At 57.1% G+C, this 26,183-nt stretch carries 26 protein-coding genes; 11 read left to right on the forward strand and 15 right to left on the reverse strand.

The genetic code is table 11. From position 1 onward, the window contains the following. The first annotated feature begins 3 nt into the window (after positions 1-3). Positions 4-750, forward strand: coding sequence for a ferredoxin--NADP(+) reductase (fpr, locus tag L362_RS05110; protein ID WP_008501810.1), 747 nt, complete (start codon positions 4-6; stop codon positions 748-750). Here fpr and L362_RS05105 read toward each other — a convergent pair whose 3' ends face one another. After that, positions 751-1,170, reverse strand: a complete 420-nt coding sequence (locus tag L362_RS05105) for a DUF805 domain-containing protein (protein WP_008501811.1) — start codon at positions 1,168-1,170, stop codon at positions 751-753. Positions 1,171-1,282: 112 nt separating this feature from the next. Here L362_RS05105 and L362_RS05100 point away from each other — a divergent pair, with 112 nt between their 5' ends. Both L362_RS05100 and tpiA read left to right on the forward strand, forming a co-directional pair. Further along, entirely contained in the window at positions 1,283-1,879 is a 597-nt protein-coding gene (locus tag L362_RS05100; protein ID WP_021242806.1) for a DUF1454 family protein, read from the forward strand. Positions 1,880-1,990: 111 nt separating this feature from the next. Next, on the forward strand, positions 1,991-2,758 hold the full coding sequence (gene tpiA, locus L362_RS05095) for a triose-phosphate isomerase (protein ID WP_003862019.1): 768 nt from the start codon (positions 1,991-1,993) through the stop codon (positions 2,756-2,758). A gap of 81 nt (positions 2,759-2,839) precedes the next feature. On the opposite strand, the gene L362_RS05090 is transcribed toward tpiA, so the two are convergent. The 6 genes from L362_RS05090 to cpxP all read right to left on the reverse strand — a co-directional run bounded on the left by L362_RS05090 (position 2,840) and on the right by cpxP (position 8,967). After that, a complete protein-coding gene (locus L362_RS05090) occupies positions 2,840-4,144 on the reverse strand; it encodes an SLC13 family permease (RefSeq protein ID WP_023345111.1) in 1,305 nt (434 codons plus the stop codon). A gap of 73 nt (positions 4,145-4,217) precedes the next feature. Beyond that, on the reverse strand, positions 4,218-4,961 hold the full coding sequence (locus L362_RS05085; protein WP_023345112.1) for a CDP-diacylglycerol diphosphatase: 744 nt from the start codon (positions 4,959-4,961) through the stop codon (positions 4,218-4,220). A gap of 107 nt (positions 4,962-5,068) precedes the next feature. Further along, positions 5,069-6,058: a sulfate ABC transporter substrate-binding protein gene (locus L362_RS05080; protein ID WP_021242803.1), complete on the reverse strand. Its 990-nt coding sequence runs from the start codon at positions 6,056-6,058 to the stop codon at positions 5,069-5,071. A gap of 218 nt (positions 6,059-6,276) precedes the next feature. Continuing rightward, entirely contained in the window at positions 6,277-7,239 is a 963-nt protein-coding gene (gene pfkA, locus L362_RS05075) for a 6-phosphofructokinase (protein ID WP_008501816.1), read from the reverse strand. Between the two features lie 174 nt (positions 7,240-7,413). Next, complete coding sequence (gene fieF / locus L362_RS05070; protein WP_023345113.1) at positions 7,414-8,307, reverse strand: CDF family cation-efflux transporter FieF; 894 nt, start codon at positions 8,305-8,307, stop codon at positions 7,414-7,416. A 153-nt stretch (positions 8,308-8,460) separates the two neighbouring features. After that, complete coding sequence (gene cpxP / locus L362_RS05065; protein ID WP_023345115.1) at positions 8,461-8,967, reverse strand: cell-envelope stress modulator CpxP; 507 nt, start codon at positions 8,965-8,967, stop codon at positions 8,461-8,463. A 150-nt stretch (positions 8,968-9,117) separates the two neighbouring features. Here cpxP and cpxR point away from each other — a divergent pair, with 150 nt between their 5' ends. Then, positions 9,118-9,816: an envelope stress response regulator transcription factor CpxR gene (gene cpxR / locus L362_RS05060; RefSeq protein WP_006179159.1), complete on the forward strand. Its 699-nt coding sequence runs from the start codon at positions 9,118-9,120 to the stop codon at positions 9,814-9,816. Then, positions 9,813-11,186, forward strand: a complete 1,374-nt coding sequence (cpxA, locus tag L362_RS05055) for an envelope stress sensor histidine kinase CpxA (protein ID WP_003862003.1) — start codon at positions 9,813-9,815, stop codon at positions 11,184-11,186. Before cpxR ends, cpxA begins: the two co-directional genes overlap by 4 nt. A gap of 57 nt (positions 11,187-11,243) precedes the next feature. Here the strand turns inward: cpxA and yiiM are convergent, their stop codons facing one another. The 6 genes from yiiM to L362_RS05025 all read right to left on the reverse strand — a co-directional run bounded on the left by yiiM (position 11,244) and on the right by L362_RS05025 (position 17,868). Continuing rightward, positions 11,244-11,915 carry a 6-hydroxyaminopurine reductase gene (gene yiiM, locus L362_RS05050; protein ID WP_023345116.1) on the reverse strand — a complete coding sequence of 224 codons (672 nt, stop codon included), beginning with the start codon at positions 11,913-11,915 and terminating at the stop codon, positions 11,244-11,246. A gap of 71 nt (positions 11,916-11,986) precedes the next feature. Beyond that, positions 11,987-12,607, reverse strand: coding sequence for a superoxide dismutase [Mn] (gene sodA, locus L362_RS05045; protein ID WP_003861999.1), 621 nt, complete (start codon positions 12,605-12,607; stop codon positions 11,987-11,989). Between the two features lie 162 nt (positions 12,608-12,769). After that, a complete protein-coding gene (locus L362_RS05040; protein ID WP_023326324.1) occupies positions 12,770-14,035 on the reverse strand; it encodes an MFS transporter in 1,266 nt (421 codons plus the stop codon). Positions 14,036-14,079: 44 nt separating this feature from the next. Continuing rightward, positions 14,080-16,203 carry an alpha-galactosidase gene (locus tag L362_RS05035; RefSeq protein WP_023345117.1) on the reverse strand — a complete coding sequence of 708 codons (2,124 nt, stop codon included), beginning with the start codon at positions 16,201-16,203 and terminating at the stop codon, positions 14,080-14,082. Positions 16,204-16,306: 103 nt separating this feature from the next. Next, on the reverse strand, positions 16,307-17,302 hold the full coding sequence (locus L362_RS05030) for a LacI family DNA-binding transcriptional regulator (protein WP_023345118.1): 996 nt from the start codon (positions 17,300-17,302) through the stop codon (positions 16,307-16,309). 17 nt (positions 17,303-17,319) lie between these two features. Next, a complete protein-coding gene (locus L362_RS05025) occupies positions 17,320-17,868 on the reverse strand; it encodes a helix-turn-helix domain-containing protein (RefSeq protein WP_021242797.1) in 549 nt (182 codons plus the stop codon). 102 nt (positions 17,869-17,970) lie between these two features. Between L362_RS05025 and L362_RS05020 the strand changes: the two genes are divergently transcribed. Together L362_RS05020 and L362_RS05015 are read left to right on the forward strand one after the other, a co-directional pair. Next, complete coding sequence (locus L362_RS05020; RefSeq protein ID WP_023293608.1) at positions 17,971-18,630, forward strand: AzlC family ABC transporter permease; 660 nt, start codon at positions 17,971-17,973, stop codon at positions 18,628-18,630. Then, positions 18,630-18,953, forward strand: coding sequence for an AzlD domain-containing protein (locus L362_RS05015; RefSeq protein WP_008501826.1), 324 nt, complete (start codon positions 18,630-18,632; stop codon positions 18,951-18,953). Before L362_RS05020 ends, L362_RS05015 begins: the two co-directional genes overlap by 1 nt. A 40-nt stretch (positions 18,954-18,993) precedes the next feature. On the opposite strand, the gene L362_RS05010 is transcribed toward L362_RS05015, so the two are convergent. Together L362_RS05010 and fdhD are read right to left on the reverse strand one after the other, a co-directional pair. Next, positions 18,994-19,206 (reverse strand): YdgH/BhsA/McbA family protein, encoded by a 213-nt coding sequence (locus L362_RS05010; RefSeq protein ID WP_008501827.1) that lies wholly within the window; start codon positions 19,204-19,206, stop codon positions 18,994-18,996. 114 nt (positions 19,207-19,320) lie between these two features. Next, entirely contained in the window at positions 19,321-20,157 is an 837-nt protein-coding gene (gene fdhD, locus L362_RS05005) for a formate dehydrogenase accessory sulfurtransferase FdhD (RefSeq protein ID WP_023326326.1), read from the reverse strand. Between the two features lie 371 nt (positions 20,158-20,528). Here fdhD and fdnG point away from each other — a divergent pair, with 371 nt between their 5' ends. From fdnG to fdhE, 4 genes are read left to right on the forward strand one after another with little or no spacing between them, the layout of a single operon-like run. Then, positions 20,529-23,579, forward strand: coding sequence for a formate dehydrogenase-N subunit alpha (fdnG, locus tag L362_RS04995; RefSeq protein ID WP_088728449.1), 3,051 nt, complete (start codon positions 20,529-20,531; stop codon positions 23,577-23,579). Positions 23,580-23,591: 12 nt separating this feature from the next. Continuing rightward, positions 23,592-24,494 (forward strand): formate dehydrogenase subunit beta, encoded by a 903-nt coding sequence (gene fdxH / locus L362_RS04990; RefSeq protein ID WP_008501831.1) that lies wholly within the window; start codon positions 23,592-23,594, stop codon positions 24,492-24,494. After that, positions 24,491-25,126: a formate dehydrogenase cytochrome b556 subunit gene (gene fdoI / locus L362_RS04985; protein ID WP_008501832.1), complete on the forward strand. Its 636-nt coding sequence runs from the start codon at positions 24,491-24,493 to the stop codon at positions 25,124-25,126. The genes fdxH and fdoI overlap by 4 nt, the downstream gene beginning before the upstream one ends. Further along, on the forward strand, positions 25,123-26,052 hold the full coding sequence (gene fdhE / locus L362_RS04980; RefSeq protein ID WP_008501833.1) for a formate dehydrogenase accessory protein FdhE: 930 nt from the start codon (positions 25,123-25,125) through the stop codon (positions 26,050-26,052). The genes fdoI and fdhE overlap by 4 nt, the downstream gene beginning before the upstream one ends. Positions 26,053-26,183: the final 131 nt, after the last annotated feature.

The following is a 26,183-nucleotide window of genomic DNA, read 5'->3' on the forward strand; positions in this document are numbered from 1 at the left end:
ATCATGGCGGACTGGGTAACAGGTAAAGTCACAAAGATACAGTTCTGGACCGATGCGCTATTTAGTCTCACCCTGCATGCTCCCGTCCACCCGTTTAAAGCCGGGCAATTTGCGAAGCTGGGGCTGGATGTCGACGGCGAGCGCGTGCAGCGCGCCTACTCTTACGTTAACGCGCCTGATAACCCGGATCTCGAGTTCTATCTGGTCACCGTTCCTGACGGTAAACTCAGCCCGCGCCTTGCCGCCCTCAAGCCCGGCGACGAGGTGCAAATCGTGAGTGAAGCAGCAGGCTTCTTTGTGCTCGAAGAGATCCCGGATTGTGACACGCTCTGGATGCTGGCAACCGGTACGGCCATCGGCCCTTATCTCTCTATTTTGCAGTACGGCAAAGACCTGGAGCGATTTAAAAACATCGTGCTGGTTCACGCTGCGCGCTACGCCGCAGACCTGAGCTACCTGCCGCAGATGCAGGCGCTGGAACAGCAGTACGGCGGAAAGTTAAAGATTCAGACGGTGGTCAGCCGCGAAACCGTAGCAGGAACGCTGACCGGTCGCGTGCCGGCGTTAATTGAGAATGGTGCCCTGGAAGAGGCGGTGGGTTTACCGATGACGGCTGAAACCAGCCACGTCATGCTGTGTGGCAACCCGCAGATGGTACGCGACACGCAGCAGCTTCTGAAGGATACCCGGCAGATGACGAAACATCTTCGCCGCCGACCGGGCCATATGACCGCCGAACACTACTGGTGATCAGCGGTATTTCACCTCAACGGTGTCTTTACCGTATTTGTTTTCGCTCTGGGTGCCAATAAACGCGCCCAGATCGACAACCATCATCACGAAGATGACCGACGGCAGCAGCCTGCCCACCACCCACGGCAGGATGGACGGAAGCATCGCCCAGTTTCCCGCCACCAGCATCCACGCCAGAATAATCAGAAATGCCCACGCGCCGGAGCGGCCGCGATCGTGCAGGCGTTTCACCACGACAGCCGCCGTTGGCCAGAGCAGGCAGACCAGCGCGAAGGCCGCCGTTTGCGTGCTCAGCCACGCGTTATAGGCGACGAAAAACAGAAGCAGCATGGCGACAACCCACGTCACCATCCAGATCCAGAAATCACGGCGTCCAATACGCCCTTTGAATGAAAACAGCCACTGCTGTATGGTCATGTAAGGTTCCTTATTATCGTTTAGCCCGCATTTTACCCTGGAGTTGTGACCTTTTGACAAGCCGACCAGATATCGTTTTAATCATGAGCACTTACGGCCAGGGGCAATGTTGATGAAAAGTTCGGCACATTCTCTATTCCTGTGTTTAGCGCTGCTCAGCGCGGGTTTTACCCTGCACGCCGCCGAAACCACAGCCCCGACCACAGCACCGTACCTGCTGGCGGGCGCACCGTCGTTCGATCAGTCCATCAGCCAGTTTCGTGAAGCCTTCAATCAGGCCAACCCCACGCTGCCGCTGGATGAGTTTCGTGCCATTGATGGCCCCCGCGACACGCCTACCCTGACCCGTGCGGCAAGCAAGATTAACGAGAATTTGTATGCCTCCACGGCGCTGGAGCGCGGGACGTTAAAAATCAAAAGCATGCAAATCACCTGGCTGCCGATACAGGGCCCAGAGCAGAAAGCCGCGAAGGCGAAAGCACTGGAGTACATGAGCGCGGTATTGCAGGCGTTTACCCCTGCGCTGACGAAAAAGCAAAGCCAGCAAAAGCTGCAAAAACTCCTCACCGCCGGTAAAAATAAGCGTTACTACGCCGATACCGAAGGCGCGATCCGCTATGTTGTGGCGGACAACGGCGAAAAAGGACTGACCTTCGCTGTTGAACCGATTAAGCTGGCACTATCTGACACCCTCGGCGGGGCGAATTAATGACAAAAAGCAAAGCCTTTCGAGGGAAAATCTCTATACTGATTCACAGACCATGCTGCCCGACAGGGTGGCCATATTCCTTAATTCGCTTATTGAGCGTGGAGAATTGAAATGCGACATCCTTTAGTGATGGGTAACTGGAAACTGAACGGCAGCCGCCACATGGTAAACGAACTGGTTGCGAACCTGCGTAAAGAGCTGGCTGGCGTGACCGGCTGCGCGGTTGCTATCGCTCCGCCGGATATGTACCTGGATCTGGCTAAACGTGCCGCTGACGGCAGCCACATCATTCTGGGCGCGCAGAACGTTGACGTTAACCTGTCTGGCGCGTTCACCGGTGAAACGTCCGCTGAAATGCTGAAAGATATCGGCGCGAAATACATCATCATCGGCCACTCCGAGCGTCGCACCTATCACAAAGAATCCGACGAGTTCATCGCGAAGAAATTCGCCGTGCTGAAAGAGCAGGGTCTGATCCCGGTTCTGTGCATCGGTGAAACCGAAGCAGAAAACGAAGCGGGCAAAACTGAAGAAGTGTGCGCACGTCAGATCGACGCAGTGCTGAAAACGCAGGGCGCAGCAGCGTTCGAAGGCGCGGTTATCGCTTACGAGCCAGTCTGGGCGATCGGTACCGGCAAATCAGCCACCCCTGCGCAGGCTCAGGCGGTTCACAAATTCATCCGTGACCACATTGCGAAAGCTGACGCCAAAGTGGCTGAGCAAGTGATCATCCAGTACGGTGGTTCCGTTAACGCGTCTAACGCTGCTGAGCTGTTCACCCAGCCAGACATCGATGGCGCGCTGGTTGGCGGTGCATCCCTGAAAGCGGACGCTTTCGCGGTGATCGTTAAAGCGGCAGAAGCGGCTAAACAGGCGTAATTGCCTTTGTGGCGGGTGGCGCTTCGCTAACCCGCCCTACGGTTCTGTAGGCCCGGTAAGCGTCAGCGCCACCGGGCTTTTTTACAGCCGTCCCAGCAGGCTAAACCACAGATAATCCAGCGGCAGCAGCACCAGATACGTTGCCACCGCCAGCGCCAGACAGAGCACCATCCCCGCCCTGGCAGGCACTTTTCCTAACCCCATCGCCACCACGATCGGCGACGCCTGATACGGCAGCAGCGGCGTAGAATAGCCCAGCACCTGAATCATGATCACCGACAGCAGCGGGAAGCCGGTCGCATCCGAGAAGCTCTGCGCCAGGGTGGTATACAGCGCCGGAACGCCGTTGGCGGTCATGATGAAGTTGAGTGCGGTGGTAATACCGGTCAGCGCCAGGAAGCTGGTGAACGGTCGGTCTGCATCGAGCGGCATAATACGGAGCAACGCCTCGCCCACCGCCGTGCCGATACCGGTTTGCGTCACGACGATCGCCAGCCCCAGAATACCGGCAACGTAGATACAGGTGCGCATATTCACACCGGCAGAAAACTCCTCCCCGGTGATAAAACCGATGCGCGGCAGCATAACGATGACCGACGCCGCCAGCCCGGTCCAGGCGGGCCCCACGCCGTGCCAGCTCTCCGTCACCCACATCCCCAGCACTATCGCCAGCAGCCAGGCAAGACGCTTTTCATCCCGGCCCATGGGTTCAGACGGCACCTGTTTCTGAGGGGGTTTGGGATGACCCGGAAAAAGCCAGCAGATCAGGCCAATCAGGATCAGGCCTTTGAGAATGCCCAGCACCGGCGTGTGCAGCAGCAGATACGGGACATAGTTCAGGTGGATGCCGTACGAACCTTCTGCCGCACCGCTCATCACCAGGTTAGGCACGTTAGCGGGCAGAATCGTCGCCGAAAGCTGGAACGTCCCGAACCCTACCGCCAGCGCCAAACCAAACCAGGCGCGGGAGCCGTCGGCGATACCGGCGCGTTTCGCCATTGCGGCGACAATCGGCATCAGCAGCGCAATACGTCCCATATTCGATGGCATCACAAACGCCAGCGCATAGCTCAGCAGCACCACGCTCGCTACCATTAATACCCAGGAGTCGGTGAGCTTTGCCGACAGCGCCCGGGCGGCACGGTCCGCCAGCCCGGTTTTACGTATCGCCACGCCGAGCACGAAGCCGCTGAAGACCAGCCAGAAAGCCGACGAGGCAAAACCACCGAAGATCGTCTCCGGCGGGGCGATCTTCGCGGTCATTGCCGCCGTGAAGAACAGCAGCGCGGTAATGAACTCAGGCAATAGCGACGTCGCCCATAGTATGATGGTGACGCCCACAATCAGTGAAGGCAGCAACAGAGGATACGTTGACCAGAGCGACATACCTGTCTCCTGTAGAATTTTTCAGCAAGTCTACGGCGACAGGCAGGGCGAGTAAACGCTATTTATGGTGGGGTCAATTCAGGATAGTGCATTGATGATCCTGCAGTTCCTCAGCCGACGCGCGGTTAAGCATCAGCAGGTTGCGCTCGGTGGCCAGCAACACAAACGAACCATCTGACTGCTGCGCCATTGCCAGCGCGAAGCGCCCCATATGGTCGCGCGCTTCCGGCAGCTCTTCCGCCAGCATCATGAACGGACTGCGCTGCACCAGTTCATTCTCCGTCACCCGACGAGCAAGATACTCATGCCCTTCGAGGCCGCCAGGAAGGGGCAGCCACTGGGTGCTGATTTCTCCCTGTGCGGCGTTGAGCTTCTCGCGCACGTCCGGGCGCAGGCAGGAGATATGAATGTGAAAATGGTTCTGCGTGCGCCCTGTCGGCGAGTTAATCGTCAGTGAAATGGCGCTGTCGGGCACCTCGCTTCCACGCTTCAGGGTCATAAAGCTACGCGACTGCCAGGCCAGCCAGAAAAAGTTCGGCGTATGCGCTTCGGTCAACAGCGGGCTTTCGGTGCCGTTGATGCGATATGTCGGCATCAGCAGGTATTGCAGCGGCCCGTTGCGGTCTTTAAAGACTACATAGCCTGCGTCAGGCTTCACCTGCGCACACGGTGCCGGGTTACGGTGTTGCAGTTGATTCGGCAGGCACTGGTCGAGAACGATATGTCGCAACGCATTCGGATTACCCGCTTTCATCCAGTACCAGCCGCCAGCGGCAAGGGCGATGACAATGAGGATCAATAAGATAATTTTTTTCACAACGCGTTCCCTGTTTTCAATAGAGGCAAAAGAGTAACGCAAAATGATGACCAAATAAAAAACCCGGCGGATTTCTCACGCCGGGTCACCGTGTCGTTTATTTATGTTCAGCGCTGGCTAATCTGGTCAAAGGTGCCGCCGTTAGAGAAGTGCTCTTTCTGCGCTTTCGTCCAGCCACCGAAAACATCATCAATGGTGAAGAGCTTCAGTTTCGGGAATTCGCCGTCGTATTTCTTCGCCACAGCCGCATCGCGTGGACGGTAGAAGTTCTTCGCTGCAATCTCCTGACCTTCCGGCGAGTAGAGGTACTTCAGGTAGGCTTCCGCCACCGCTTTGGTGTCTTTCTTTTCCACCACTTTATCGACCACGGAAACGGTCGGCTCAGCCAGAATAGATTCGCTTGGGGTCACGATCTCAAACTTATCTTTACCCAGTTCGTTGGTCGCCAGCAGGGCTTCGTTTTCCCACGCAATCAGCACGTCACCAATGCCGCGCTCCACGAAGGTGTTGGTTGCACCGCGCGCGCCGGAGTCCAGCACTTCGACGTTTTTGTACAGCGCTTTCACGAACTCCTGGGCTTTAGCCTGGTCACCGTTGTTGTGGTGCAATGCATAGCCCCAGGCGGCCAGATAGTTCCAGCGTGCGCCGCCGGAGCTTTTCGGGTTAGGGGTAATAACTGACACGCCCGGCTTAATCAGGTCATTCCAGTCATGGATCTGTTTCGGGTTGCCTTTACGTACTAGGAAAACGATGGTCGAGGTGTAGGGCGCGGAGTTATCCGGCAGGCGTTTGATCCAGTTTTTGTCGATACGGCCACGCTCGGCGATCGCGTCAACATCGTAGGCCAGCGCCAGGGTTACCACGTCGGCTTCAATACCGTTGATGACGGAGGTCGCCTGCTTGCCAGAACCACCGTGAGACTGGCGAACCACGACATTGTCGCCGGTTTCCTGCTTCCAGTGTGCCGCAAACGCTTTGTTGTATTGTTCATACAGTTCACGCGTCGGGTCGTATGACACGTTCAGTAACTGGATATCCTTAGCCAGAACGCTGGTCGATGCCAGCAATAATGTTAAACCCACGCCCCATTTATTCATCGCCCAGCTCTCTTGTGTAGTGTTTTGATGAATGCAGCGTGCCAGAAAGCGAATCGAGGATTAAAGAATAAAAAAAGATTGGCTATAACGTAGTGGAATAAAAAGGCAAATGGTGCGGACAAAAAAAGCCCGGTGGCGCTTCGCTTACCGGGCCTACGAACCATGCTTTTGTAGGCCGGGTAAGGCGAAGCCGCCACCCGGCACAAACCAAACGCCGATCAGTACAGTTTTTTCGCGCAGTCCAGCCAGTCACCTTTGAACGGACGCTTCATGTTTTCAATCGCGTCGATGATGTCATGGTGAACCAGTTTCTCGTTCTGAATACCGACGCAGCGGCCGCCGTGGCCCTGCAGCAGCAGTTCGATTGCGTACGCGCCCATACGGGACGCCAGAATACGGTCATACGGGCCAGGGGAACCGCCACGCTGGATGTGCCCCAGTACGGTCGCACGGGTTTCACGCTTGGTTTCGGTTTCGATGTACTTCGCCAGCTCGTCTACGTCACAGATGTGCTCGGTGATAGCCACGATCGCATGTTTTTTGCCTTTCGCGATGCCGGCTTTGATTTCAGCTACCAGATCTTCACGGCTGAATTCCACTTCCGGAACCACGACAAACTCACAGCCACCCGCAATTGCCGCAGCCAGGGTCAGGTCACCGCAGTAACGCCCCATCACTTCAACGATAGAGATACGCTGGTGGGAAGAAGAGGTGTCACGCAGGCGGTCAATCGCTTCCACAACGGTGCCCAGCGCGGTGAAGTAACCGATGGTGTAGTCGGTGCCTTTGATGTCGTTGTCGATAGTGCCCGGCAGACCGATGCACGGGAAGCCCATTTCAGTCAGACGTTTTGCACCCATGTACGAGCCGTCACCGCCGATAACCACCAGGGCGTCCAGTCCACGTTTTTTCATGTTCTCGATAGCCACTTCACGAACGTGTTCGTCACGGAATTCCGGGAAGCGCGCAGACCCAAGGAAGGTACCGCCACGGTTGATCATGTCAGACACGCTGTAACGGTCGAGCTGAACCATACGGTCTTCATACAGACCCAGGTAACCATCATAGATACCAAAAACTTCCAGACCTTCCGTCAGCGCCGCGCGGACAACCCCACGAATTGCCGCGTTCATGCCCGGCGCATCACCGCCGCTTGTCAACACACCGATTTTCTTAATCATGACTACCTCTGAACTTAGGAATGCAAAATTGAAATCTGTTGCCGGAAGAAACTTATCGACCAACGAATACTGCAAATAGTATATCAATCCCTTCCAGCTGAATTGATTCAGGTCAGACCAAATGGCGGTAATTTATACACAAAATGCTGGCCTGGCTCACTTTTTTACAACGAATTACGAAAGCCCAACATGTCCGGGTACAACCGAGCAGGGATCCTGGTGAATGATGACGTCTGAACCAGGAAAACGCTGCAAAATCGCCTGCTCGACCTGCTCAGCAATCACGTGAGCCTGAACCAGTGGCAGGTTGTCTTCCATTTCAATATGAATCTGAATAAAGCGGGTCGGCCCTGACTGCCGCGTTCGAAGATCGTGTGCACCGCTGACGCCGGGCCAGGCGGTCACGATAGAAAAAATTTCATTACGTTCTGAGTCCGGGAGGGCGCGGTCAAGCAGCGATTGCACTGCTTCATACCCCATCCGCAGGGCGCTATATAAAATATAGATACCAATCCCTAACGCAAACAACGCATCGGCCCGATGCCAGCCATACCAGGCCAGACCGAGCGCAATAAGAATAGCCCCATTCATCATAACATCAGATTGATAATGAAGCATATCCGCCCGTACGGCCTGACTTTGCGTTTTGCGTACCACCCAGCGCTGGAACGTTACCAGAACAAGTGTGCAAATAAGTGCAACGACCGTCACAACGACGCCGACGCTAGGATCGTTCATCGGCGTCGGCGAGACGAGATGCTGAATGCCGGTGAGAAACAGGAACAGCGCAGAACCGGATATGAACATGCTTTGCGCCAGCGCGGCCAGCGACTCCGCTTTACCGTGCCCAAAGGTGTGCTCTTCATCCGCTGGCTGCAGCGAGTAACGTACGACCAGCAGGTTGGTCAATGAGGCGGCAATGTCCATCAGCGAATCCACCAGCGCCGCCAGAATACTGACCGAGCCGGTATACCACCAGGCAAAGATTTTAATCAGTAACAGGCTGGATGCCATGACGGTCGCCGCGATGGCGGCCCGGCTGACCAGTCTTCCATAGGATTGATTCATAAACGCTCCTGTCATGTCATGCCGCTAGTATAACGGAAGCATGTGGAGTCGAAGGATGAATAAACGGTTAACAAACCAGAATGCGGGGCAAAAAAAACCCCCACATCATGTGGGGGAAGACAGGGATGGTGTCTATGGCAAGGAAAACAGGGTTTACTGGTTACTACGGGTACTGCTATTGCTACTGAAAAACGAGGTTTCTGAGCTTCGCTGCATCCGTGCAACCTCACGCAACTGATCCATACGCTGCTGATGTTTGGTGTTCAAAACCGCTTGCTGCTCCGGCGTTAGCAGGTGGAACATCTGGTTGCGGACCTTCGCCATCTCTACCTGGCGAGCAACCTGTTCCTGTGCCATTTTTTCGGCCTGAGCGCGCACAGCGCCTTCGTCAAAATTTTCTGCGGTGACAAGGCGATGCATTGTCTCCATTTCGCTAACATTAACAGGGGGCTGGTCGTGTCTCGCCCTCTGCATCAGATCTCGCATCTGTTGACGCTGATGTTCGGTTAAACTTATGCCGTCAAACATATGGCTTTGGCTACTGTGCTGCGTTGTGTCCTCTTGTGAGGAACTGTTATCGCTGATGATAGCTACAGCAGCCTGGCTAAACGCACTGAACGCCAGCGTTGAGGCCATGACGGCAGCGGTAACTTTGCGCATCACTTGCTCCCAAAATCTTTCGTGTCGCGATTCAACGAGAGACAGTCTACGATTCAGGCTGCAAACATGCGTCAGGGGGTGTAAAACAACGTAAAGTCATGGATTAGACAGCCTTGATGTCGTAATTTCTGCCTCGGAGGTATTTAAACAATGAATAAAATCCTGTTAGTTGATGATGACCGAGAGCTCACATCCCTTTTAAAGGAGTTGCTCGACATGGAAGGTTTCAACGTCCTGGTTGCCCATGATGGCGAGCAGGCGCTGAGTCTCCTTGACGACAGCATCGATTTACTTTTGCTCGACGTGATGATGCCGAAGAAAAACGGCATTGATACGCTGAAAGAGCTTCGCCAGACACACCAGACTCCCGTTATCATGCTGACCGCGCGCGGCAGCGAACTCGACCGCGTACTCGGCCTTGAGCTGGGCGCGGATGACTATTTACCGAAGCCGTTTAACGACCGCGAACTGGTCGCCCGTATTCGCGCGATCCTGCGTCGTTCCCACTGGAGCGAGCAGCAGCAAAATACGGACAACAGTTCACCGACTCTTGAAGTCGACTCCCTGAGCCTGAATCCGGGCCGCCAGGAAGCGAGCTTTGATGGCCAGACGCTCGAACTCACCGGCACCGAGTTCACCCTGCTGTATCTGCTGGCACAGCACCTCGGCCAGGTGGTATCGCGTGAACATTTAAGTCAGGAAGTGCTGGGCAAGCGTCTTACCCCGTTTGACCGCGCCATCGACATGCACATCTCTAACCTGCGCCGTAAGCTGCCGGAGCGTAAAGACGGTCACCCATGGTTTAAAACCCTGCGTGGTCGCGGTTATCTGATGGTTTCCGCTTCATGATAGGAAGCTTAACCGCCCGCATCTTCGCCATCTTCTGGTTGACGCTGGCACTGGTTTTAATGCTCGTACTGATGTTGCCAAAACTCGACTCACGCCAGATGACGGAGCTGCTCGACAGCGAGCAACGTCAGGGCGTGATGATCGAGCAGCACGTGGAAGCCGAGCTGGCAAACGATCCGCCAAACGATTTGATGTGGTGGCGCAGGCTATTTCGCGCTATCGACAAGTGGGCGCCGCCCGGACAACGCCTGCTGCTGGTGACCAGCGAAGGCCGCGTGATTGGCGCCGATCGCAATGAAATGCAGATCATCCGCAACTTCATTGGCCAGGCAGATAATGCCGATCACCCCCAGAAGAAAAAATATGGCCGCGTAGAGATGGTGGGGCCGTTCTCCGTCAGAGATGGCGAGGATAACTATCAGCTCTACCTGATTCGCCCCGCGAGCAGCTCCCAGTCCGATTTTATCAACCTGCTGTTTGACCGCCCTCTCCTGCTGCTGATTGTCACGATGCTGGTCAGCTCGCCGCTGCTGTTATGGCTGGCGTGGAGCCTGGCAAAACCCGCACGTAAGCTGAAAAACGCCGCCGACGAAGTGGCGCAGGGCAACCTGAGGCAGCACCCGGAACTGGAGTCCGGACCGCAGGAGTTCCTGGCCGCCGGGACCAGTTTTAACCAGATGGTGAGCGCGCTCGATCGCATGATGACGGCCCAGCAGCGCCTGCTGTCGGATATCTCGCACGAGCTGCGTACCCCGCTCACGCGCTTACAGCTTGGCACCGCCCTGCTGCGCCGCCGCAGCGGAGAAAGCAAAGAGCTGGAGCGCATCGAAACCGAAGCGCATCGTCTGGACAGCATGATCAACGATCTGCTGGTCATGTCGCGCAATCAGCAGAAAAACGCGCTGGTGAGCGAAACGGTGAAAGCCAATCATCTGTGGCATGAAGTGCTGGATAACGCGGCGTTCGAAGCGGAGCAGATGGGCAAATCCTTCACCGTTAACTTCCCGCCGGGTCCATGGCCGCTGTACGGTAACCCCAACGCGCTGGAAAGCGCGCTGGAAAATATCGTGCGTAACGCCCTGCGCTACTCGCACACGAAGATTGAGGTGGCGTTCTCGGTGGATAAAGACGGGATCACCGTCATTGTCGACGACGACGGTCCTGGCGTCAGCCCGGAAGACCGCGAGCAGATCTTCCGTCCGTTCTACCGCACCGACGAGGCGCGCGACCGGGAATCGGGCGGTACGGGACTGGGGCTGGCGATTGTGGAAACCGCCATGCAGCAGCACCGCGGCTGGGTGAAAGCCGACGACAGCCCGCTGGGTGGTCTGCGGTTAACGCTGTGGCTACCGTTGTATAAGCGTTCGTAGCTGTTAGTGCCGGGTGGCGGCTTCGCCTTACCCGGCCTACTTTTTACGGAGGTCTATTTACCCCCACAACCTCCGCGAATTATCCTCGATCTTGCTGCTTAAACGCCGTTTCTGCATCGTTCTTGTCCAGCTGGTCGACAGCCCCGCCGCCGACAGCAGGCGATGATACTGCTCGTCATCAAACGGCATATGCCACGCAATGGCGCAGGCGTCGTAAACAGACACCTCACTCAGGCGTGATACCAGCTCAAGCGGCGCATCCGCTGAAACCTGCCCAGCCAGCACCACCCGGTACAGCCAGCCGGTTTTACCCGCGCTTTGCATCTGAGCCGACATGTCATGAATGCCGAAATGGTAGTTGAGCTTGAAGCACGGCGAGCGCGGCTGCGTCACCTGAATCAGGGCATCGCCCCAGCGGTAGATATCACCAATAAACACGTTCTTTTCGGTGAGCCCTTCAGTGGAGAGATTTTCACCAAACGCGGGAGCAACGAAGAGATCCGCCTGCTCGGGGAACTCCGCCTTCCAGTGCTGATAGTGCTCGCGCGGATAGTGGCACAGCGCGCGCTCCGGCCCGCCGTGGATCTTCTTTTCGGCCTGCTCGTCGCCCGCAAGCCCGAGGTCGGTTAACGTCAGCTCACCGTCGACCTGAATTTTGGCGATGGCGCTCGGGCGGCTGCCGTCGTACTCCCTTACCTTGCCTGTAAATACATTCACCGGATAATGCATCGCTGCCTCCATTACGCAGATACAAAAAAAGCGAGCCATCAGACTCGCTTCTCACAGGCGTCAATGCAACCTTATTTTTTAGCGGCGAAACGCGCTGCTGCTTCGTCCCAGTTCACCACGTCCCAGAACGCTTTAATGTAGTCCGGGCGACGGTTCTGGAATTTCAGGTAGTAAGCGTGTTCCCACACGTCCAGACCCAGGATTGGGAAGCCGGATGCGCCAGAGATCGCTTCACCCATCAGCGGGGAGTCCTGGTTCGCGGTAGAAACCACGGCCAGTTTGTCACCTTTCAGTACCAGCCACGCCCAGCCAGAGCCGAAGCGGGTTGCAGCGGCTTTCTCGAACTCCGCTTTGAAGTTGTCAACGGAACCGAAGTCGCGCTCGATAGCCGCTTTCAGGTCGCCCTGCAGGGTAGTACCGGTTTTCAGGCCTTTCCAGAACAGGCTGTGGTTAGCGTGACCGCCCGCGTTGTTGCGCAGCACGGTTTTCTTGTCCGCTGGCAGCTGGTCCAGCTTGGTGATCAGCTCTTCAACAGGCAGGTTAGCGAACTCAGGCAGGCTTTCCAGCGCGGCGTTCGCGTTGTTCACGTAGGTCTGGTGGTGTTTAGTATGATGGATTTCCATCGTCTGCTTGTCGAAATGCGGTTCCAGTGCGTCGTAGGCATACGGCAGGGATGGCAGTGTATAACTCATAATCCTCTCCATTATTGTCGGGCGGCACAGCTGTTAATGCCGCGTAAGCAGTTGGTTCATTATAGTTAATTAAATGATATTGAAAATGATTATCAATGCCGTAGTTTTTATAAGGTTATTCATTTTTTGACCAACGCCGGAATAGTGAGTGGGTTCAGGGCGTTAATGGACTTCTAGCGCCTTATTGCCCGCCGCTATCTCCTCCCTGCTGCTGAGCGTAAACGCCGACACCACCGTAATCGCCAGCACGAAACAGCCCAGCATCAGGTATGTCTCCTGAAAACCGATCCGGTCATACATATTCCCGGCAAACGCGGAGAGGAAGATTGCCGCCGACTGTTTGGCAAACTGGAAGCCAATCAGATAGATAGTCGCCGAAAGACGCGTATCAAACACCCCGGTGATGTACTTGAAGGCCCCCACCAGCAGGAACGGCACCTCCAGCGCGTGCAGCATCTTCAGGGCAATCACTTCTACAGCGGTGGTGGCAAACGACGAGCCGATAATGCGCGTCGCCATAATCACCCCGGCGATGAGCAGCGTGTTTTTCGCGCCGATGCGGTTAATGATCCACGGTGAACAAAACATGATGATCGCGTTGCAGATTTCCCCGGCAGTGGTCGCAAAACCAAAGGCGCGAGTGCCCTCCTGCGGCGTGGCGAAGAACGTTTTGAAGAAGGTAGCAAACTGCTGGTCGAAGACGTCATAGACGCAGGCCACGCCAATCACGTACAGAATAAACATCCACATTCTGCGCTGACGGAACAGGCTAAAGACCGTTTTCGCGGTGATCTGCGGCTGGTTGGCACCCAGCGCATTCATCACCTGCGCCGTCTGGTTGGGTCTAGGCTTTGCGACCACCAGCAGCAGCATCAACAGCAGCGCCGCCGCCGAACCCATCCAGAAAACATACGACGGATCGATGCCGAACAGGATCCCGCCCGTGGAGGCGCACAGCCCCCAGCCGAGGCAGCCAAACATGCGCGCCTTGCCGTACTCAAAGAAACTGTTACGGCTCACGCGTTCAATGTAGGCCTCAATGGCCCCTGAGCCCGCCGAAAAGACAAAGCCGATATAAATGCCGCCGCTCAGCGCGCCCAGCCAGATGTTAGCTTTCAGTAACGGCGCAAAGACGTAGAGGAAGAAAGGGGCAAACAGGAACAGCAGCACGGAGATGATCCACAGCAGGTGTTTTTTCAGCCCCAGTTTATCCGAGATCACCCCAAGCACCGGCTGGAAGGCAATGGCCGAGAGTGAGATGCAGGAGAAGACGATGCCGGTATGGGTTTTATTGAGGCCGATGATATCCGACAGCCAGATCGGCAGGAACGGAAAGCAGGTGGCCATGATGAAAAAGTAGAGAAAGAAGAACAGCCCGAATATCCAGAAATTAGGGTTGTCTTTGTGGGTACAGGTTGTTGTGTTCATTATTTTTATCCTCAACGGAGGGCCAGTTTCCCGGCCCGTCACCTTTACACGCGTTCCACGCCAATCAGGATGGCGCTTTCCGGATCGAGAATCGGCAGCGCAATGCCCGCCTGCATCAGCCACTCACCGCTCGCCGTTTGCGGGGTCTCCATCCATGCCGGCAGCTTGCGCATGGTATGGCCTCCCTCACCGGTGATGCGAATATCAGGGTGATCGAGCAGCGAAATACGATACTGCGCGCTGGCCTCAAGCCCCGGCATGCGCAGCGGCATCATCAACGTGTAGTCCGGCATGGCGAGCTGGCTGACGATAAACAGTCCCTGCGTTTTATCTTCGCTCACAATACCCTGTGCCAGCGTAGTGGCATCCGGCATATCCACGCGCCAGTGGGTGCCCTGATGGATAACCTCGCGCCACTGCTTATACAGCGCGGCGTAACGGCGATAACCTTCGCGCTCCTGCTCATCAACGGTGAGGGGATCCAGTTCCAGCCCCATATGGCCAAACAGGGCCGTCAGACCGCGGAATTCAATGCTGTGCTGGCGGAAGGTGGCGTGACATTTATGATGACCGATATGCGCCCCCATCACCTCCGGCGGGAAGAAGTAGCTCATGCCGCGCTGGATAGCGTTGCGCTCCAGCGCATCGTTGTTGTCCGAGGCCCAGAAGCGGTGGCAGCGCGTCAGCACTTCATAATCAATTCGCCCCCCGCCGGAGGAACAGGATTCAAATTCGACGTGCGGGAAACGCTTGCCCAGCACGTCCAGCAGGCGATAAAACTGGCGGGTTTGCGCGTCGGCGGCGGCCTTTCCGTCGTGACCCGGCTGCACCAGCTCACGGTTCATGTCCCACTTCACGTAATCGACCTCATGTTCACCCAGAAGCCAGCTCATGCGCTCCACCAGGTAATCAAACGCCTGCGGAATGTTCAGGTTAAGCACCAGCTGGTGCCGCCCGGTATGTAGCCTGTAGCCGGGCAACGCCAGCACCCAGTCGGGATGCGCACGATAAAGATCGGAATCCGGGTTAATCATCTCCGGCTCAACCCAGATGCCAAACGCCATGCCGAGCTGTTTCACATGGCTGATGACCGGCGTGAGGCCGTTCGGGTACTTCTTCTCGTCCAGATACCAGTCACCCAGCGCGGCGTAGTCGTCGTTGCGACCTTTGAACCAACCGTCGTCGATGATAAAGCGCTCCACGCCCAGCGCGGCCGCCTCGTCGGCCATGCGCATGATGTAGTCCGGATCGTGGTTAAAGTAGATGCCTTCCCAGGTATTGAGGTGAACCGGGCGCGGTTTGTTTTCGGGGAAGCGGATAACGTTGTCGCGAAGGTACTGGTGAAACTGCTGGCTCATGCCGTTCAGGCCCTGCGCGGAGTAGCTTGCATACAGGCGCGGCGTCCAGAGCGTGCCGCCCTCCTCAATCGCCATTTCGCCCGGCAGGTAGAGGGCTTCAGCCTGCAGATAGCGGCGGCCGTCGGTTTTGGCTTCCGCACGCAGGCGGTGGTTGCCGCTCCAGCCCAGATGCACGCCCCAGACGTCGCCGTGCATTTCGCTGAATGACGGCGTACCGGCAATCAGCGCCGGGAAGTGCTCGTGGGAGGTTTTACCCCGGCGGTTTTCAATCACAAAGCTGTCGTGCTCAAGCGTCACGCGGTGCGGCTGAAATTCCCGGATCCAGCGTCCGTGGAAGGCCATCACCTCCCGCGCGCGTTCGGCCACGGGTAGCGTTATGGCAAAACGGTCCACCTGCCACGCCTGCGCTTTCAGGTTGGTTAAGCCGTGACGCACCGCCAGCACGCCGCTGGCGTTCAGCGTCAGCTCGCTGGTCAGCCGCAGGCCCGCATGTTCATCTTCTGCAGTAATCGTCAGGGTTTGGCCCTGCTGCTGGACGTCTGTGGTGCTAAAGACAGGCGAACCGTCCCGGCCCAGACGATGCCCTTCAATACCGGGCGACCCAAACAGGCCGTGCCCCAGCTCGGCCATCAGCGTGACCGGAGAATCCACATCCAGCCTGCCGTTGGCAACTGGCCGGGAAAGGGTTTCAGCATTCTGCGGCGAAAAGTACTGAAGATGCGGCCCCCAGTAGATAATTTCGGCGAACGGGTGCGTTTTTATCACCACATCCACCGTCGCGCTTTCGAGTCGTAAAATGGAATCTTGCATCAGACATCTCCTGTCATGGGATGCCTTGAGTTTTGATCCGAAACGTTTCGGATACAAACCAAAACGTTTCGGATTTGTGATCGGGTTTAGAAAATGGAGAGATTCAGGCCGTCTGGCCGGGAGAGAATTCGGGCTGCCAGAGCACCTGGAGCTGCTCAATCGCCTCGCCGTTGATCAGCTGGCGAACCATATCGGCAATCTGTTTCCCGACGCCCTGACGGGTGGACTGGATCACTGCCGCCACGTCAGCGTCGACGATGCTGTCCTGCGGAAGCCCGTCATAAACCACCAGCGCAACGGCGTTCTCGCCGGTCAGGCGGCCCAGCTCCGCCAGCGCCATCGCCGCGCCGTCGCCATGAGTGTTGCAGTCGGTAATGATGGCCGTGGGCGGCTGCGACAGCGAGAGAAGCTCTTTAGTGGTGGCATACCCCACCCGGCGTGAAGGGGGCATGGCGCGCAGCCATTCGCTGGAAAGCCCGGCTTCCCGCAACGCGTCCAGATAGCCCTGACGGCGCTGGGTGATGAATGCCTGATTGTTGCTTTCGCCCAGTAGGGCAATGCGCTGATGGCCTTTTCCGATCAGCCAGCGGGTCGCATTGTACGTACCGGCATAGTTGTCGAAGTCGAACCACGCGTACGGCTGAGGCAGTTGGCTGCGACCAAGCGCCAGAAAGGGGAATCCGGCGGCCTGCAGCTGCTCAAGTCGCGGATCGCGATCCAGCGTGTGTGCCACGATCAGCGCATCCACGCGGCGGCTTTGCACCATCCGCATGTAGCTGTGCTTATCCGCCAGATCGTCGTCTGCGATGAGCAGCAGGTCGATTTCATGTCGCGCCAGCTCGTGGCTAATCTCACCCACCATGTCCATAAATACGCTGTTATTGAGCGGAACAGGATGGACCGGGAACACCAGCCCAACGGCGTCGATTTTGCCCATCTTCAGACGACGGGCGAAGGTGTTAGGCCGATAGCCGCGTCGCTGGGCCTCCGCTTCTACGCGAGCGCGCGTCTCGTCAGAAACGTCGTCATATCCGTTAAGGGCGCGGCTGACGGTGGTGACTGACAGCCCCAGTTCTTTGGCAATGGCTTTAAGCGACATGAGTTTCCGTATCTCTGTTAGTTTTGTTCCGCCACCAGCAGCGCGTAAGTGTCTGGCTCCAGGGCCTTGAAGATGTGCGGCTGGTCGGCGGGATAACAAATGTAATCCCCTGCGCCGAGCTCTTCCGCCGCGTCGAGCAGGCCGACCAGCGCCCGCCCCTGCGTCACAATAATATGTTCCACCGAGCCCGGCGGATGCGGCTGAGAAAGACGGTCTGCGCCCGGTTGGGTCATCAGAAGATAGACATCGCGGCGCGCGCCGGGAGGGCATGCTGCCAGCAAAATGGCTTCATAATTAGCCTCTCCGGCGACCACTTTCGTCCCTTCACCACGGCGTATCACCTGCGTGGTCGGTAGCTGCGGCTCAAGCAAACGGGCGAAAGGAATATCCAGCGCCACGCAGAGCGACCACAGCGTTTCCAGGCTAGGGTTACCGTTGCCGGACTCCAGCTGGGAAAGCGTAGATTTTGCGATCCCGGCACGGCGGGCAATTTCCGCCAGTGAAAGCCCGGTTCGCAGGCGTTCTCGCACCAGACTTTTGGCGATCAGGCTGATCGGCTGCGTCATATAACGGCCTCTTGTTCTATAAAACGAACGAATCGTTCGTCTTGAAAATCAGTTTCGTTGCGTTCATTATAATGGATACACGTTCGATATGGCTAAAATTGTATGAAGCATCATCTCTCTTGTCTGAAAGGCGACACCATAAAAGCAATCATTCTGGTCTGCCTGGCGGTGGGCGTGGTCGGGATGTCCTACGGCTCGCTGGCGATGGCCTACGGTTTCCCGGTCTGGGTGCCGTTTGTGCTCTCCATTACCGTGCTGGCGGGCGCGTCTGAGTTCATGTTTATCGGCATCGTGGCGAGCGGCGGCAATCCGCTGGCGGCCGCGGCGGCAGGTTTGCTGGTCAACGCGCGCCACGTGCCGTTTGGCGTGACGGTGCGAGAGCTGGTGGGCAAGCGCGGTCTGAGCCTGCTGGGCTGCCACATCATGAACGATGAAAGCGTGGTGTTTGGCCTGTCGCAAAAAACCGCCGAGCAGCGTAAAGCCGCCTACTGGCTGTGCGGCTTAGGCGTCGCCCTCGTCTGGCCGCTTGGTGCACTGCTGGGGGCTATGGTCGGCAAACTGTTGCCCGACCCGGAGACCATCGGGCTGGATGCGGTATTTCCGGCCATTCTGCTGGCATTAGTGGTTCCCGCATTTAAAAACCGTACCACGCTGATCCGCGCCTGCAGCGGCGCCGTGTTATCGCTGGCCGCCGTACCGTTTGCCCCGGTGGGATTACCGGTACTGCTCTCTTTACTCGGTCTTGCCGCGAGGAAAAAATAATGGAAAACATGACGGTCTTTATTCTCGGCATCGCCATTCTTTCTGCCGGAACCTATTTAATGCGCCTTGGCGGCGCCAAACTCGGCAACCGGCTGGCGTTGTCGGAGCGTTCTCAGGCGCTGCTGTCAGATGCGGCAACGGTATTGCTGTTCTCCGTGGCGCTGGCGACCACCTTTTATGAGGGAGAACACTTCGCGGGCATGGCGCGCGTGCTGGGCGTGGCGTTTGCGGTGTTTTTGGCCTGGCGGAAAATGCCGTTAATCGTGGTCATTGTGGCCGCGGCAGTGGTGACGGCATTGCTGCGCGTGGCGGGCATAAACTAAAAAAGCGCCCCGGGGGCGCTCTTTCGACGGTGTGACTCGCTTATTTGTTCAGTTCAGCAGTCATGTGTACGCGGTTACCGGTGAATGCCTGGGTAATTTTGTACGAAGACGCGCCCGCTTCCTGAGCCTGAGCCGCGATTTTCGCTTCTGCACCATCAATGGTAGAGGCGGTTGCGGTTACGGTCTGCGCAGCGAAAGAACCAAAAGAAGTAGCCAGAGCGATTACAGCGACAAAAGTTTTGATGCTTTTCATAATATAAACCCTTTCATTAAGTTTTTCAGGTAAGGCACCGTGCCTTGATGAGATAAATACTAGACCTCATCGCGAACAACTAAAAGCGGAAGGATTTGCTATTATCATTCAAAATTACTGATTAACTATTAATCGCTGTGGATGGGTATAAATGGTCGCCCTTCCCGGCTTGCAGAAACCCACCAGCGTCAGGTTGCAGCGCTCGGCCACCTCCACCGCCAGCGTCGTTGCCGCCGACACGGCAAACAGGATCTCCACCCCGCACATCGCCGATTTTTGCACCATCTCATAGCTGGCGCGGCTGGAAACGAGCGCGGCGCCCTGCTGCCAAACCTCACTTTCACGTGCACGACGACCGAGCAGCTTATCCAGCGCCACGTGGCGGCCCACGTCTTCATGCCCACCGGCAATCTCTCCCGACGGCAATACCCACGCCGCCGCGTGCGTGCAGCCGCTGAGCTGGCCGATAGGCTGTACATCGTTGAGGTGCTCAAGCGCAGGGTCGAGGTGCGCCAGATTAAAGGTCTGAGTAAACGGCAGTGGTGAAACAGGTTTGCCAATATCGTTGAGCTGCTCAACGCCGCACACACCGCAGCCGGTACGCCCGGCCAGCGCGCGACGACGCTCTTTCAGCCCCATAAAGCGGCGGCTGGAGAGCTCGATTTGCACTTCCAGGCCGTTGCAGGCCTGCACCACGTCCATGCCATAGATATCTTGCGGATGCTCGATGATGCCTTCCGAGAGAGAAAAACCGATGGCGAACAGCTCAAGATCTTTCGGAGACGCCATCATCACCACATGCGAGATGCCGTTGTAAACGAGCGCAACGGGCACTTCTTCGGCCAGAAAATCGGGTATGGCATCGGTTATGTGGGGCGGTCGGTGTACCGACAGTTCCACAATGCCGGCAGGCAGGGGTGACGAGTGGGGATCACGGTTTTGTTTAGACACAGCGGTATTCCTGAACAACCACGGAAGCGAGCGTGCTATTGCAGCATAAACCACAGGCTGTACGCATAGTATGGATCAACTTTTCGACAACCATTCTCCTACTCATTTAGCAGGGGTGCAACCTGCCACCGGCTACACCGCTTTAACATGCAGAGCTGTTAACGTGATCAATATCACACTTTATAATCAACATGGTGATAATACGTTCACTTTGTATTAACGCCATTAGAACAGCTGTACCGACAATGTGGTATTCTGATGATATCCCTCGTGGAATTGAGGGATTAACGCAAATTTTTTCCTTTGCGGCCATTCTTCAACCGCGAAGTCAAAACTACATATGTAAGCAATGTCGAAACAAGGAGTGACCCATGCAGGTCAGCAGAAGGCAGTTCTTTAAGATCTGCGCTGGCGGTATGGCAGGCACCACGGCAGCGGCACTGGGCTTTGCGCCCGGCGTAGCGCTGGCGGAAACGCGGCAGTATAAACTGCTGCGCACCCGTGAAACCCGTAATACCTGTACGTACTGCTCTGTCGGTTGCGGGCTGTTGATGTATAGCCTCGGCGACGGTGCTAAAAACGCCAAAGCGTCTATTTTCCATATCGAAGGCGACCCGGATCACCCGGTTAACCGCGGCGCATTGTGCCCGAAAGGGGCCGGTCTGGTGGACTTTATCCACTCCGAAAGCCGCCTGAAATTCCCTGAATACCGCGCGCCGGGTTCCGACAAATGGCAGCAAATCAGCTGGGAAGAGGCGTTTGACCGCATCGCTAAACTGATTAAAGAAGACCGCGATGCCAACTTTGTTGAGAAGAACGCCGACGGCGTCACGGTCAACCGCTGGCTCTCCACCGGGATGCTGTGTGCCTCTGCCTCCAGCAACGAAACCGGTTATTTAACCCAGAAATTTACGCGCGCACTCGGTATGCTCGCGGTCGACAACCAGGCGCGTGTCTGACACGGACCAACGGTAGCAAGTCTTGCTCCAACATTTGGTCGCGGTGCGATGACCAACCACTGGGTCGACATCAAGAACGCCAACCTCATTGTGGTGATGGGCGGTAACGCCGCTGAAGCGCACCCGGTCGGGTTCCGCTGGGCGATGGAAGCCAAAATCCACAACGGTGCGAAACTGATTGTGATCGATCCCCGCTTCACGCGTACAGCGTCAGTGGCGGATTTCTACACCCCTATTCGTTCAGGTACTGACATCACTTTCCTGTCAGGCGTACTGCTGTACCTGATGACCAACGAAAAATACAACCGCGAATACACCGAAGCCTATACCAACGCCAGCCTGATCGTGCGTGAGGATTACCACTTCGAAGATGGTCTGTTTAGCGGTTACGACGCCGAAAAACGCAAGTACGACAAAACCAGCTGGAACTACGAGCTGGATGAGAAAGGTTTTGCGAAGCGTGACACCACGTTGCAACACCCGCGCTGCGTGTGGAACCTGCTGAAAGAGCACGTCTCCCGCTACACGCCGGAGGTTGTCGAAAACATATGTGGTACGCCGAAGGCGGACTTCCTGAAGGTGTGCGAGCTGATCGCCGAAACCAGCGCGAAAGATAAAACCGCGTCGTTCCTGTACGCCCTCGGCTGGACGCAGCACTCCATCGGCGCGCAGAACATCCGCACCATGGCGATGGTTCAGCTGCTGCTCGGCAACATGGGGATGGCAGGCGGCGGCGTGAACGCCCTGCGCGGTCACTCCAACATTCAGGGTCTGACCGACCTCGGCCTGCTGTCTCAGAGCCTGCCGGGCTACATGAACCTGCCAAGCGAGAAACAGACCGACCTGCAAACCTACCTGACGGCCAGCACGCCTAAACCGCTGCTTGAAGGCCAGGTGAACTACTGGGGCAACTATCCGAAGTTCTTTGTCTCGATGATGAAAGCGTTCTTCGGTGACAAAGCGACGGCGGAAAACAGCTGGGGCTTTGACTGGCTGCCGAAGTGGGACAAAGGTTACGACGTTCTGCAGTATTTCGAGATGATGCATCAGGGCAAAGTGAACGGCTATCTGTGCCAGGGCTTTAACCCGGTTGCCTCGTTCCCGAACAAGAACAAGGTTGTTGAGTCTCTGTCGAAGCTGAAGTTCCTGGTGACGATTGACCCGCTCAATACCGAAACCTCGACCTTCTGGCAGAACCACGGTGAATCGAACGACGTCGATCCGTCGAAGATTCAGACCGAAGTGTTCCGTCTGCCATCGACCTGCTTTGCGGAAGAGAACGGCTCTATCGTCAACTCCGGGCGCTGGCTGCAGTGGCACTGGAAAGGCGCGGACGCCCCGGGCATCGCCATGAACGACGGCGAGATCCTGGCCGGTATCTTCTTACGCCTGCGTAAGATGTATGCGGCTGAAGGCGGCGCGAACCCTGAGCCTGTGCTGAACATGACCTGGAACTACTCGACGCCGGAAAACCCAGCGCCGGAAGAAGTGGCGATGGAGAGCAACGGTAAGGCGCTGGCGGACGTTATCGACCCGGCCACCGGCACCGTGCTGGCGAAGAAAGGCGATCAGCTCAGTACCTTCGCGCACCTGCGTGACGACGGCACCACCTCCAGCGGCTGCTGGATCTTTGCCGGTAGCTGGACGCCGAAAGGCAACCAGATGGCCAACCGCGATAACGCCGACCCGTCGGGTCTGGGCAATACGCTGGGCTGGGCATGGGCATGGCCGCTCAACCGCCGCATCCTCTATAACCGTGCGTCCGCTGACCCGCAGGGCAACCCGTGGGATCCGAAGCGTCAGCTGCTGAAGTGGGACGGTGCGAAATGGGGCGGCGTGGATATTCCGGACTACAGCACTGCCGCACCAGGCAGCGATGTCGGGCCGTTTATCATGCAGCCTGAAGGGATGGGGCGTCTGTTCGCTATCGATAAGATGGCGGAAGGTCCGTTCCCGGAACACTATGAGCCGTTTGAGACGCCGCTGGGCACCAACCCGCTGCACCCGAACGTGGTTTCTAACCCGGCAGCCCGTATCTTCAAGAGCGATTTTGAAGCGCTGGGTAAAAAGGACAAGTTCCCGTACGTGGGCACCACTTACCGTCTGACCGAGCACTTCCACTACTGGACCAAGCACGCGCTGCTTAACGCCATCGCGCAGCCGGAACAGTTTGTGGAGATCGGCGAGAAGCTGGCGAACAAGCTCGGCATTGCCCATGGCGATACCGTGAAGGTCTCCTCTAACCGCGGCTACATCAAGGCCAAGGCGGTGGTGACCAAGCGTATTCGCACGCTGAACGTTCACGGTCAGCAGGTGGATACCATCGGCATCCCAATTCACTGGGGCTATGAGGGCGTGGCGAAGAAAGGGTTCATTGCGAACACCCTGACGCCATTCGTCGGTGATGCGAACACGCAGACGCCGGAGTTTAAGGCCTTCCTCGTGAACGTGGAAAAGGTGTAACGGAGACGACTTATGGCTTATCAATCTCAAGACATTATCCGTCGTTCCGCGACTAACGGTTTCACGCCCGCGCCTCAGGCGCGGGACCACCAGCAGGAAGTGGCGAAGCTTATCGACGTGACCACCTGTATCGGCTGTAAAGCCTGTCAGGTGGCCTGCTCTGAGTGGAACGATCTGCGTGACGAAGTGGGCCACAACGTCGGGGTGTACGACAACCCTGCGGACCTGACCGCCAAGTCCTGGACGGTGATGCGTTTCTCGGAAGTGGAGCAGAACGACAAGCTGGAATGGCTTATCCGCAAAGACGGCTGTATGCACTGTGCGGATCCGGGCTGCCTGAAGGCATGTCCGTCAGAAGGGGCTATCATTCAGTATGCCAACGGCATCGTCGACTTCCAGTCCGAGCAGTGCATTGGCTGCGGCTACTGCATCGCGGGCTGTCCGTTCGACGTACCGCGACTGAACCCGGAAGACAACCGCGTCTACAAATGCACCCTGTGCGTGGACCGCGTTACCGTCGGCCAGGAGCCTGCCTGCGTGAAGACCTGCCCAACCGGCGCCATCCACTTTGGTTCTAAAGAGGATATGAAAACGCTGGCGGCAGAGCGCGTGGGCGAGCTGAAAACCCGTGGTTACGACAATGCGGGCCTGTACGATCCGGCCGGTGTTGGCGGTACGCACGTGATGTACGTGCTGCACCACGCCGACAAGCCGAACCTGTATCACGGCCTGCCGGAGAACCCGGAAATCAGCGCCACCGTGAAGTTCTGGAAAGGCATCTGGAAACCGCTGGCAGCGGTGGGCTTTGCTGCCACCTTCGCAGCGAGCATCTTCCACTACGTCGGCGTCGGTCCGAACCGCGCGGAAGAGGAAGACGACAACCTGCATGAAGAGAAAGACGAGGTGCGCAAATGAGAAAACGTGACACCATCGTGCGCTACACCGCGCCGGAACGCATCAACCACTGGGTCACCGCCTTCTGCTTCATGCTGGCGGCGATAAGCGGGCTGGGATTCTTCTTCCCGTCCTTCAACTGGCTGATGCAGATCATGGGGACACCACAGCTGGCGCGCATCCTGCACCCGTTTGTGGGCGTCATCATGTTCGCGTCGTTCATCATCATGTTTTTCCGCTACTGGCACCATAACCTAATCAATCGGGATGATATCTTTTGGGCGAAGAATATTCGTAAGATCGTCGTCAACGAGGAAGTGGGTGACACCGGGCGTTATAACTTCGGCCAGAAATGCGTATTCTGGGCGGCGATTATCTTCCTGGTCCTGTTGCTGGTCAGCGGCGTGATCATCTGGCGTCCGTACTTTGCGCCTGCTTTCTCAATCCCGGTGATCCGATTTGCGTTAATGCTGCATTCATTTGCCGCAGTGGCGTTAATTGTGGTTATCATGGTGCATATCTACGCCGCCCTCTGGGTGAAAGGCACCATTACCGCGATGGTGGAGGGATGGGTCACCAGCACGTGGGCGAAGAAACATCACCCGCGCTGGTACCGTGAAGTCCGCCAGAAACAGGAAAAGTCATCTGAATGAGTATTCGCATAATCCCGCAAGATGAGCTGGGGTCGAGCGAGAAACGCACGGCGGATTATATTCCGCCGTTGTTATTCCCCAGACTCAAGAACCTCTACAACCGCCGCGCAGAGCGTCTGCGCGAGCTGGCAGAGAACAACCCGCTGGGTGATTTTCTGCGCTTTGCCGCGCTGGTCGCCCACGCGCAGGAAGTGGTGCTGTACGACCACCCGCTGCAAATGGACCTGACCGCGCGCATCAAAGAAGCCAACGCGCAGGGCAAGCCGCCGCTGGACATTCACGTCCTGCCGCGCGACAAGCACTGGCAAAAGCTGCTGCATTCGCTGATTGCCGAGCTGAAGCCGGAAATGAGCGGCACCGCGCTGGCGGTTATTGAGAATCTGGAAAAAGCGTCCGAACAAGAGCTTGAAGAGATGGCGAGCGCGCTGTTCGCGTCCGACTTCTCGCTGGTCAGCAGCGATAAAGCGCCGTTTATCTGGGCAGCCCTGTCGCTCTACTGGGCACAAATGGCCAGCCTGATCCCGGGCAAAGCTCGCGCCGAATACGGCGAGGCGCGCCAGTTCTGCCCGGTCTGCGGCTCTATGCCGGTATCGAGCATGGTGCAAATCGGCACCACTCAGGGGCTGCGCTACCTGCACTGCAACCTGTGTGAAACCGAGTGGCACGTGGTGCGCATTAAGTGCAGCAACTGCGAGCAGACCCGCGATCTGAACTACTGGTCGCTGGAAAACGAAGACGCGGCAGTGAAAGCCGAAAGCTGCGGCGACTGCGGCACCTACCTGAAGATTCTCTATCAGGAAAAGGACCCGAAAGTCGAAGCGGTGGCCGACGATCTCGCCTCGCTGATTCTGGACGCGAAGATGGAGCAGGAGGGCTTTGCCCGCAGCTCGATCAACCCGTTCCTGTTCCCGGGTGAAGGGGAGTAATTCCCTGTGACAGTGCCGGGCAGCGCGTGCTTGCCCGGCCTGTAATTCGACAGCAATACCCGCCGCCTTTCATGCCAGATACTCTCCATTCTCGTTGAGAGACGCGTTATCGCCTTTGCGAGCCGCTTTCC

It is taken from the genome of Enterobacter sp. MGH 16, assembly GCF_000493175.1.
In the GTDB taxonomy this organism is placed as follows: domain Bacteria; phylum Pseudomonadota; class Gammaproteobacteria; order Enterobacterales; family Enterobacteriaceae; genus Enterobacter; species Enterobacter roggenkampii.

Bases quoted from the DNA above. Each gene is read 5' to 3' on its own strand.
- fpr (WP_008501810.1), top strand. From the start codon at position 4: ATGGCGGACTGGGTAACAGGTAAAGTCACAAAGATACAGTTCTGGACC.
- L362_RS05105 (WP_008501811.1), bottom strand. From the start codon at position 1,170: ATGACCATACAGCAGTGGCTGTTTTCATTCAAAGGGCGTATTGGACGC.
- L362_RS05100 (WP_021242806.1), top strand. From the start codon at position 1,283: ATGAAAAGTTCGGCACATTCTCTATTCCTGTGTTTAGCGCTGCTCAGC.
- tpiA (WP_003862019.1), top strand. From the start codon at position 1,991: ATGCGACATCCTTTAGTGATGGGTAACTGGAAACTGAACGGCAGCCGC.
- L362_RS05090 (WP_023345111.1), bottom strand. From the start codon at position 4,144: ATGTCGCTCTGGTCAACGTATCCTCTGTTGCTGCCTTCACTGATTGTG.
- L362_RS05080 (WP_021242803.1), bottom strand. From the start codon at position 6,058: ATGAATAAATGGGGCGTGGGTTTAACATTATTGCTGGCATCGACCAGC.
- pfkA (WP_008501816.1), bottom strand. From the start codon at position 7,239: ATGATTAAGAAAATCGGTGTGTTGACAAGCGGCGGTGATGCGCCGGGC.
- fieF (WP_023345113.1), bottom strand. From the start codon at position 8,307: ATGAATCAATCCTATGGAAGACTGGTCAGCCGGGCCGCCATCGCGGCG.
- cpxP (WP_023345115.1), bottom strand. From the start codon at position 8,967: ATGCGCAAAGTTACCGCTGCCGTCATGGCCTCAACGCTGGCGTTCAGT.
- cpxR (WP_006179159.1), top strand. From the start codon at position 9,118: ATGAATAAAATCCTGTTAGTTGATGATGACCGAGAGCTCACATCCCTT.
- cpxA (WP_003862003.1), top strand. From the start codon at position 9,813: ATGATAGGAAGCTTAACCGCCCGCATCTTCGCCATCTTCTGGTTGACG.
- yiiM (WP_023345116.1), bottom strand. From the start codon at position 11,915: ATGCATTATCCGGTGAATGTATTTACAGGCAAGGTAAGGGAGTACGAC.
- sodA (WP_003861999.1), bottom strand. From the start codon at position 12,607: ATGAGTTATACACTGCCATCCCTGCCGTATGCCTACGACGCACTGGAA.
- L362_RS05040 (WP_023326324.1), bottom strand. From the start codon at position 14,035: ATGAACACAACAACCTGTACCCACAAAGACAACCCTAATTTCTGGATA.
- L362_RS05035 (WP_023345117.1), bottom strand. From the start codon at position 16,203: ATGCAAGATTCCATTTTACGACTCGAAAGCGCGACGGTGGATGTGGTG.
- L362_RS05030 (WP_023345118.1), bottom strand. From the start codon at position 17,302: ATGTCGCTTAAAGCCATTGCCAAAGAACTGGGGCTGTCAGTCACCACC.
- L362_RS05025 (WP_021242797.1), bottom strand. From the start codon at position 17,868: ATGACGCAGCCGATCAGCCTGATCGCCAAAAGTCTGGTGCGAGAACGC.
- L362_RS05020 (WP_023293608.1), top strand. From the start codon at position 17,971: ATGAAGCATCATCTCTCTTGTCTGAAAGGCGACACCATAAAAGCAATC.
- L362_RS05015 (WP_008501826.1), top strand. From the start codon at position 18,630: ATGGAAAACATGACGGTCTTTATTCTCGGCATCGCCATTCTTTCTGCC.
- L362_RS05010 (WP_008501827.1), bottom strand. From the start codon at position 19,206: ATGAAAAGCATCAAAACTTTTGTCGCTGTAATCGCTCTGGCTACTTCT.
- fdxH (WP_008501831.1), top strand. From the start codon at position 23,592: ATGGCTTATCAATCTCAAGACATTATCCGTCGTTCCGCGACTAACGGT.
- fdoI (WP_008501832.1), top strand. From the start codon at position 24,491: ATGAGAAAACGTGACACCATCGTGCGCTACACCGCGCCGGAACGCATC.
- fdhE (WP_008501833.1), top strand. From the start codon at position 25,123: ATGAGTATTCGCATAATCCCGCAAGATGAGCTGGGGTCGAGCGAGAAA.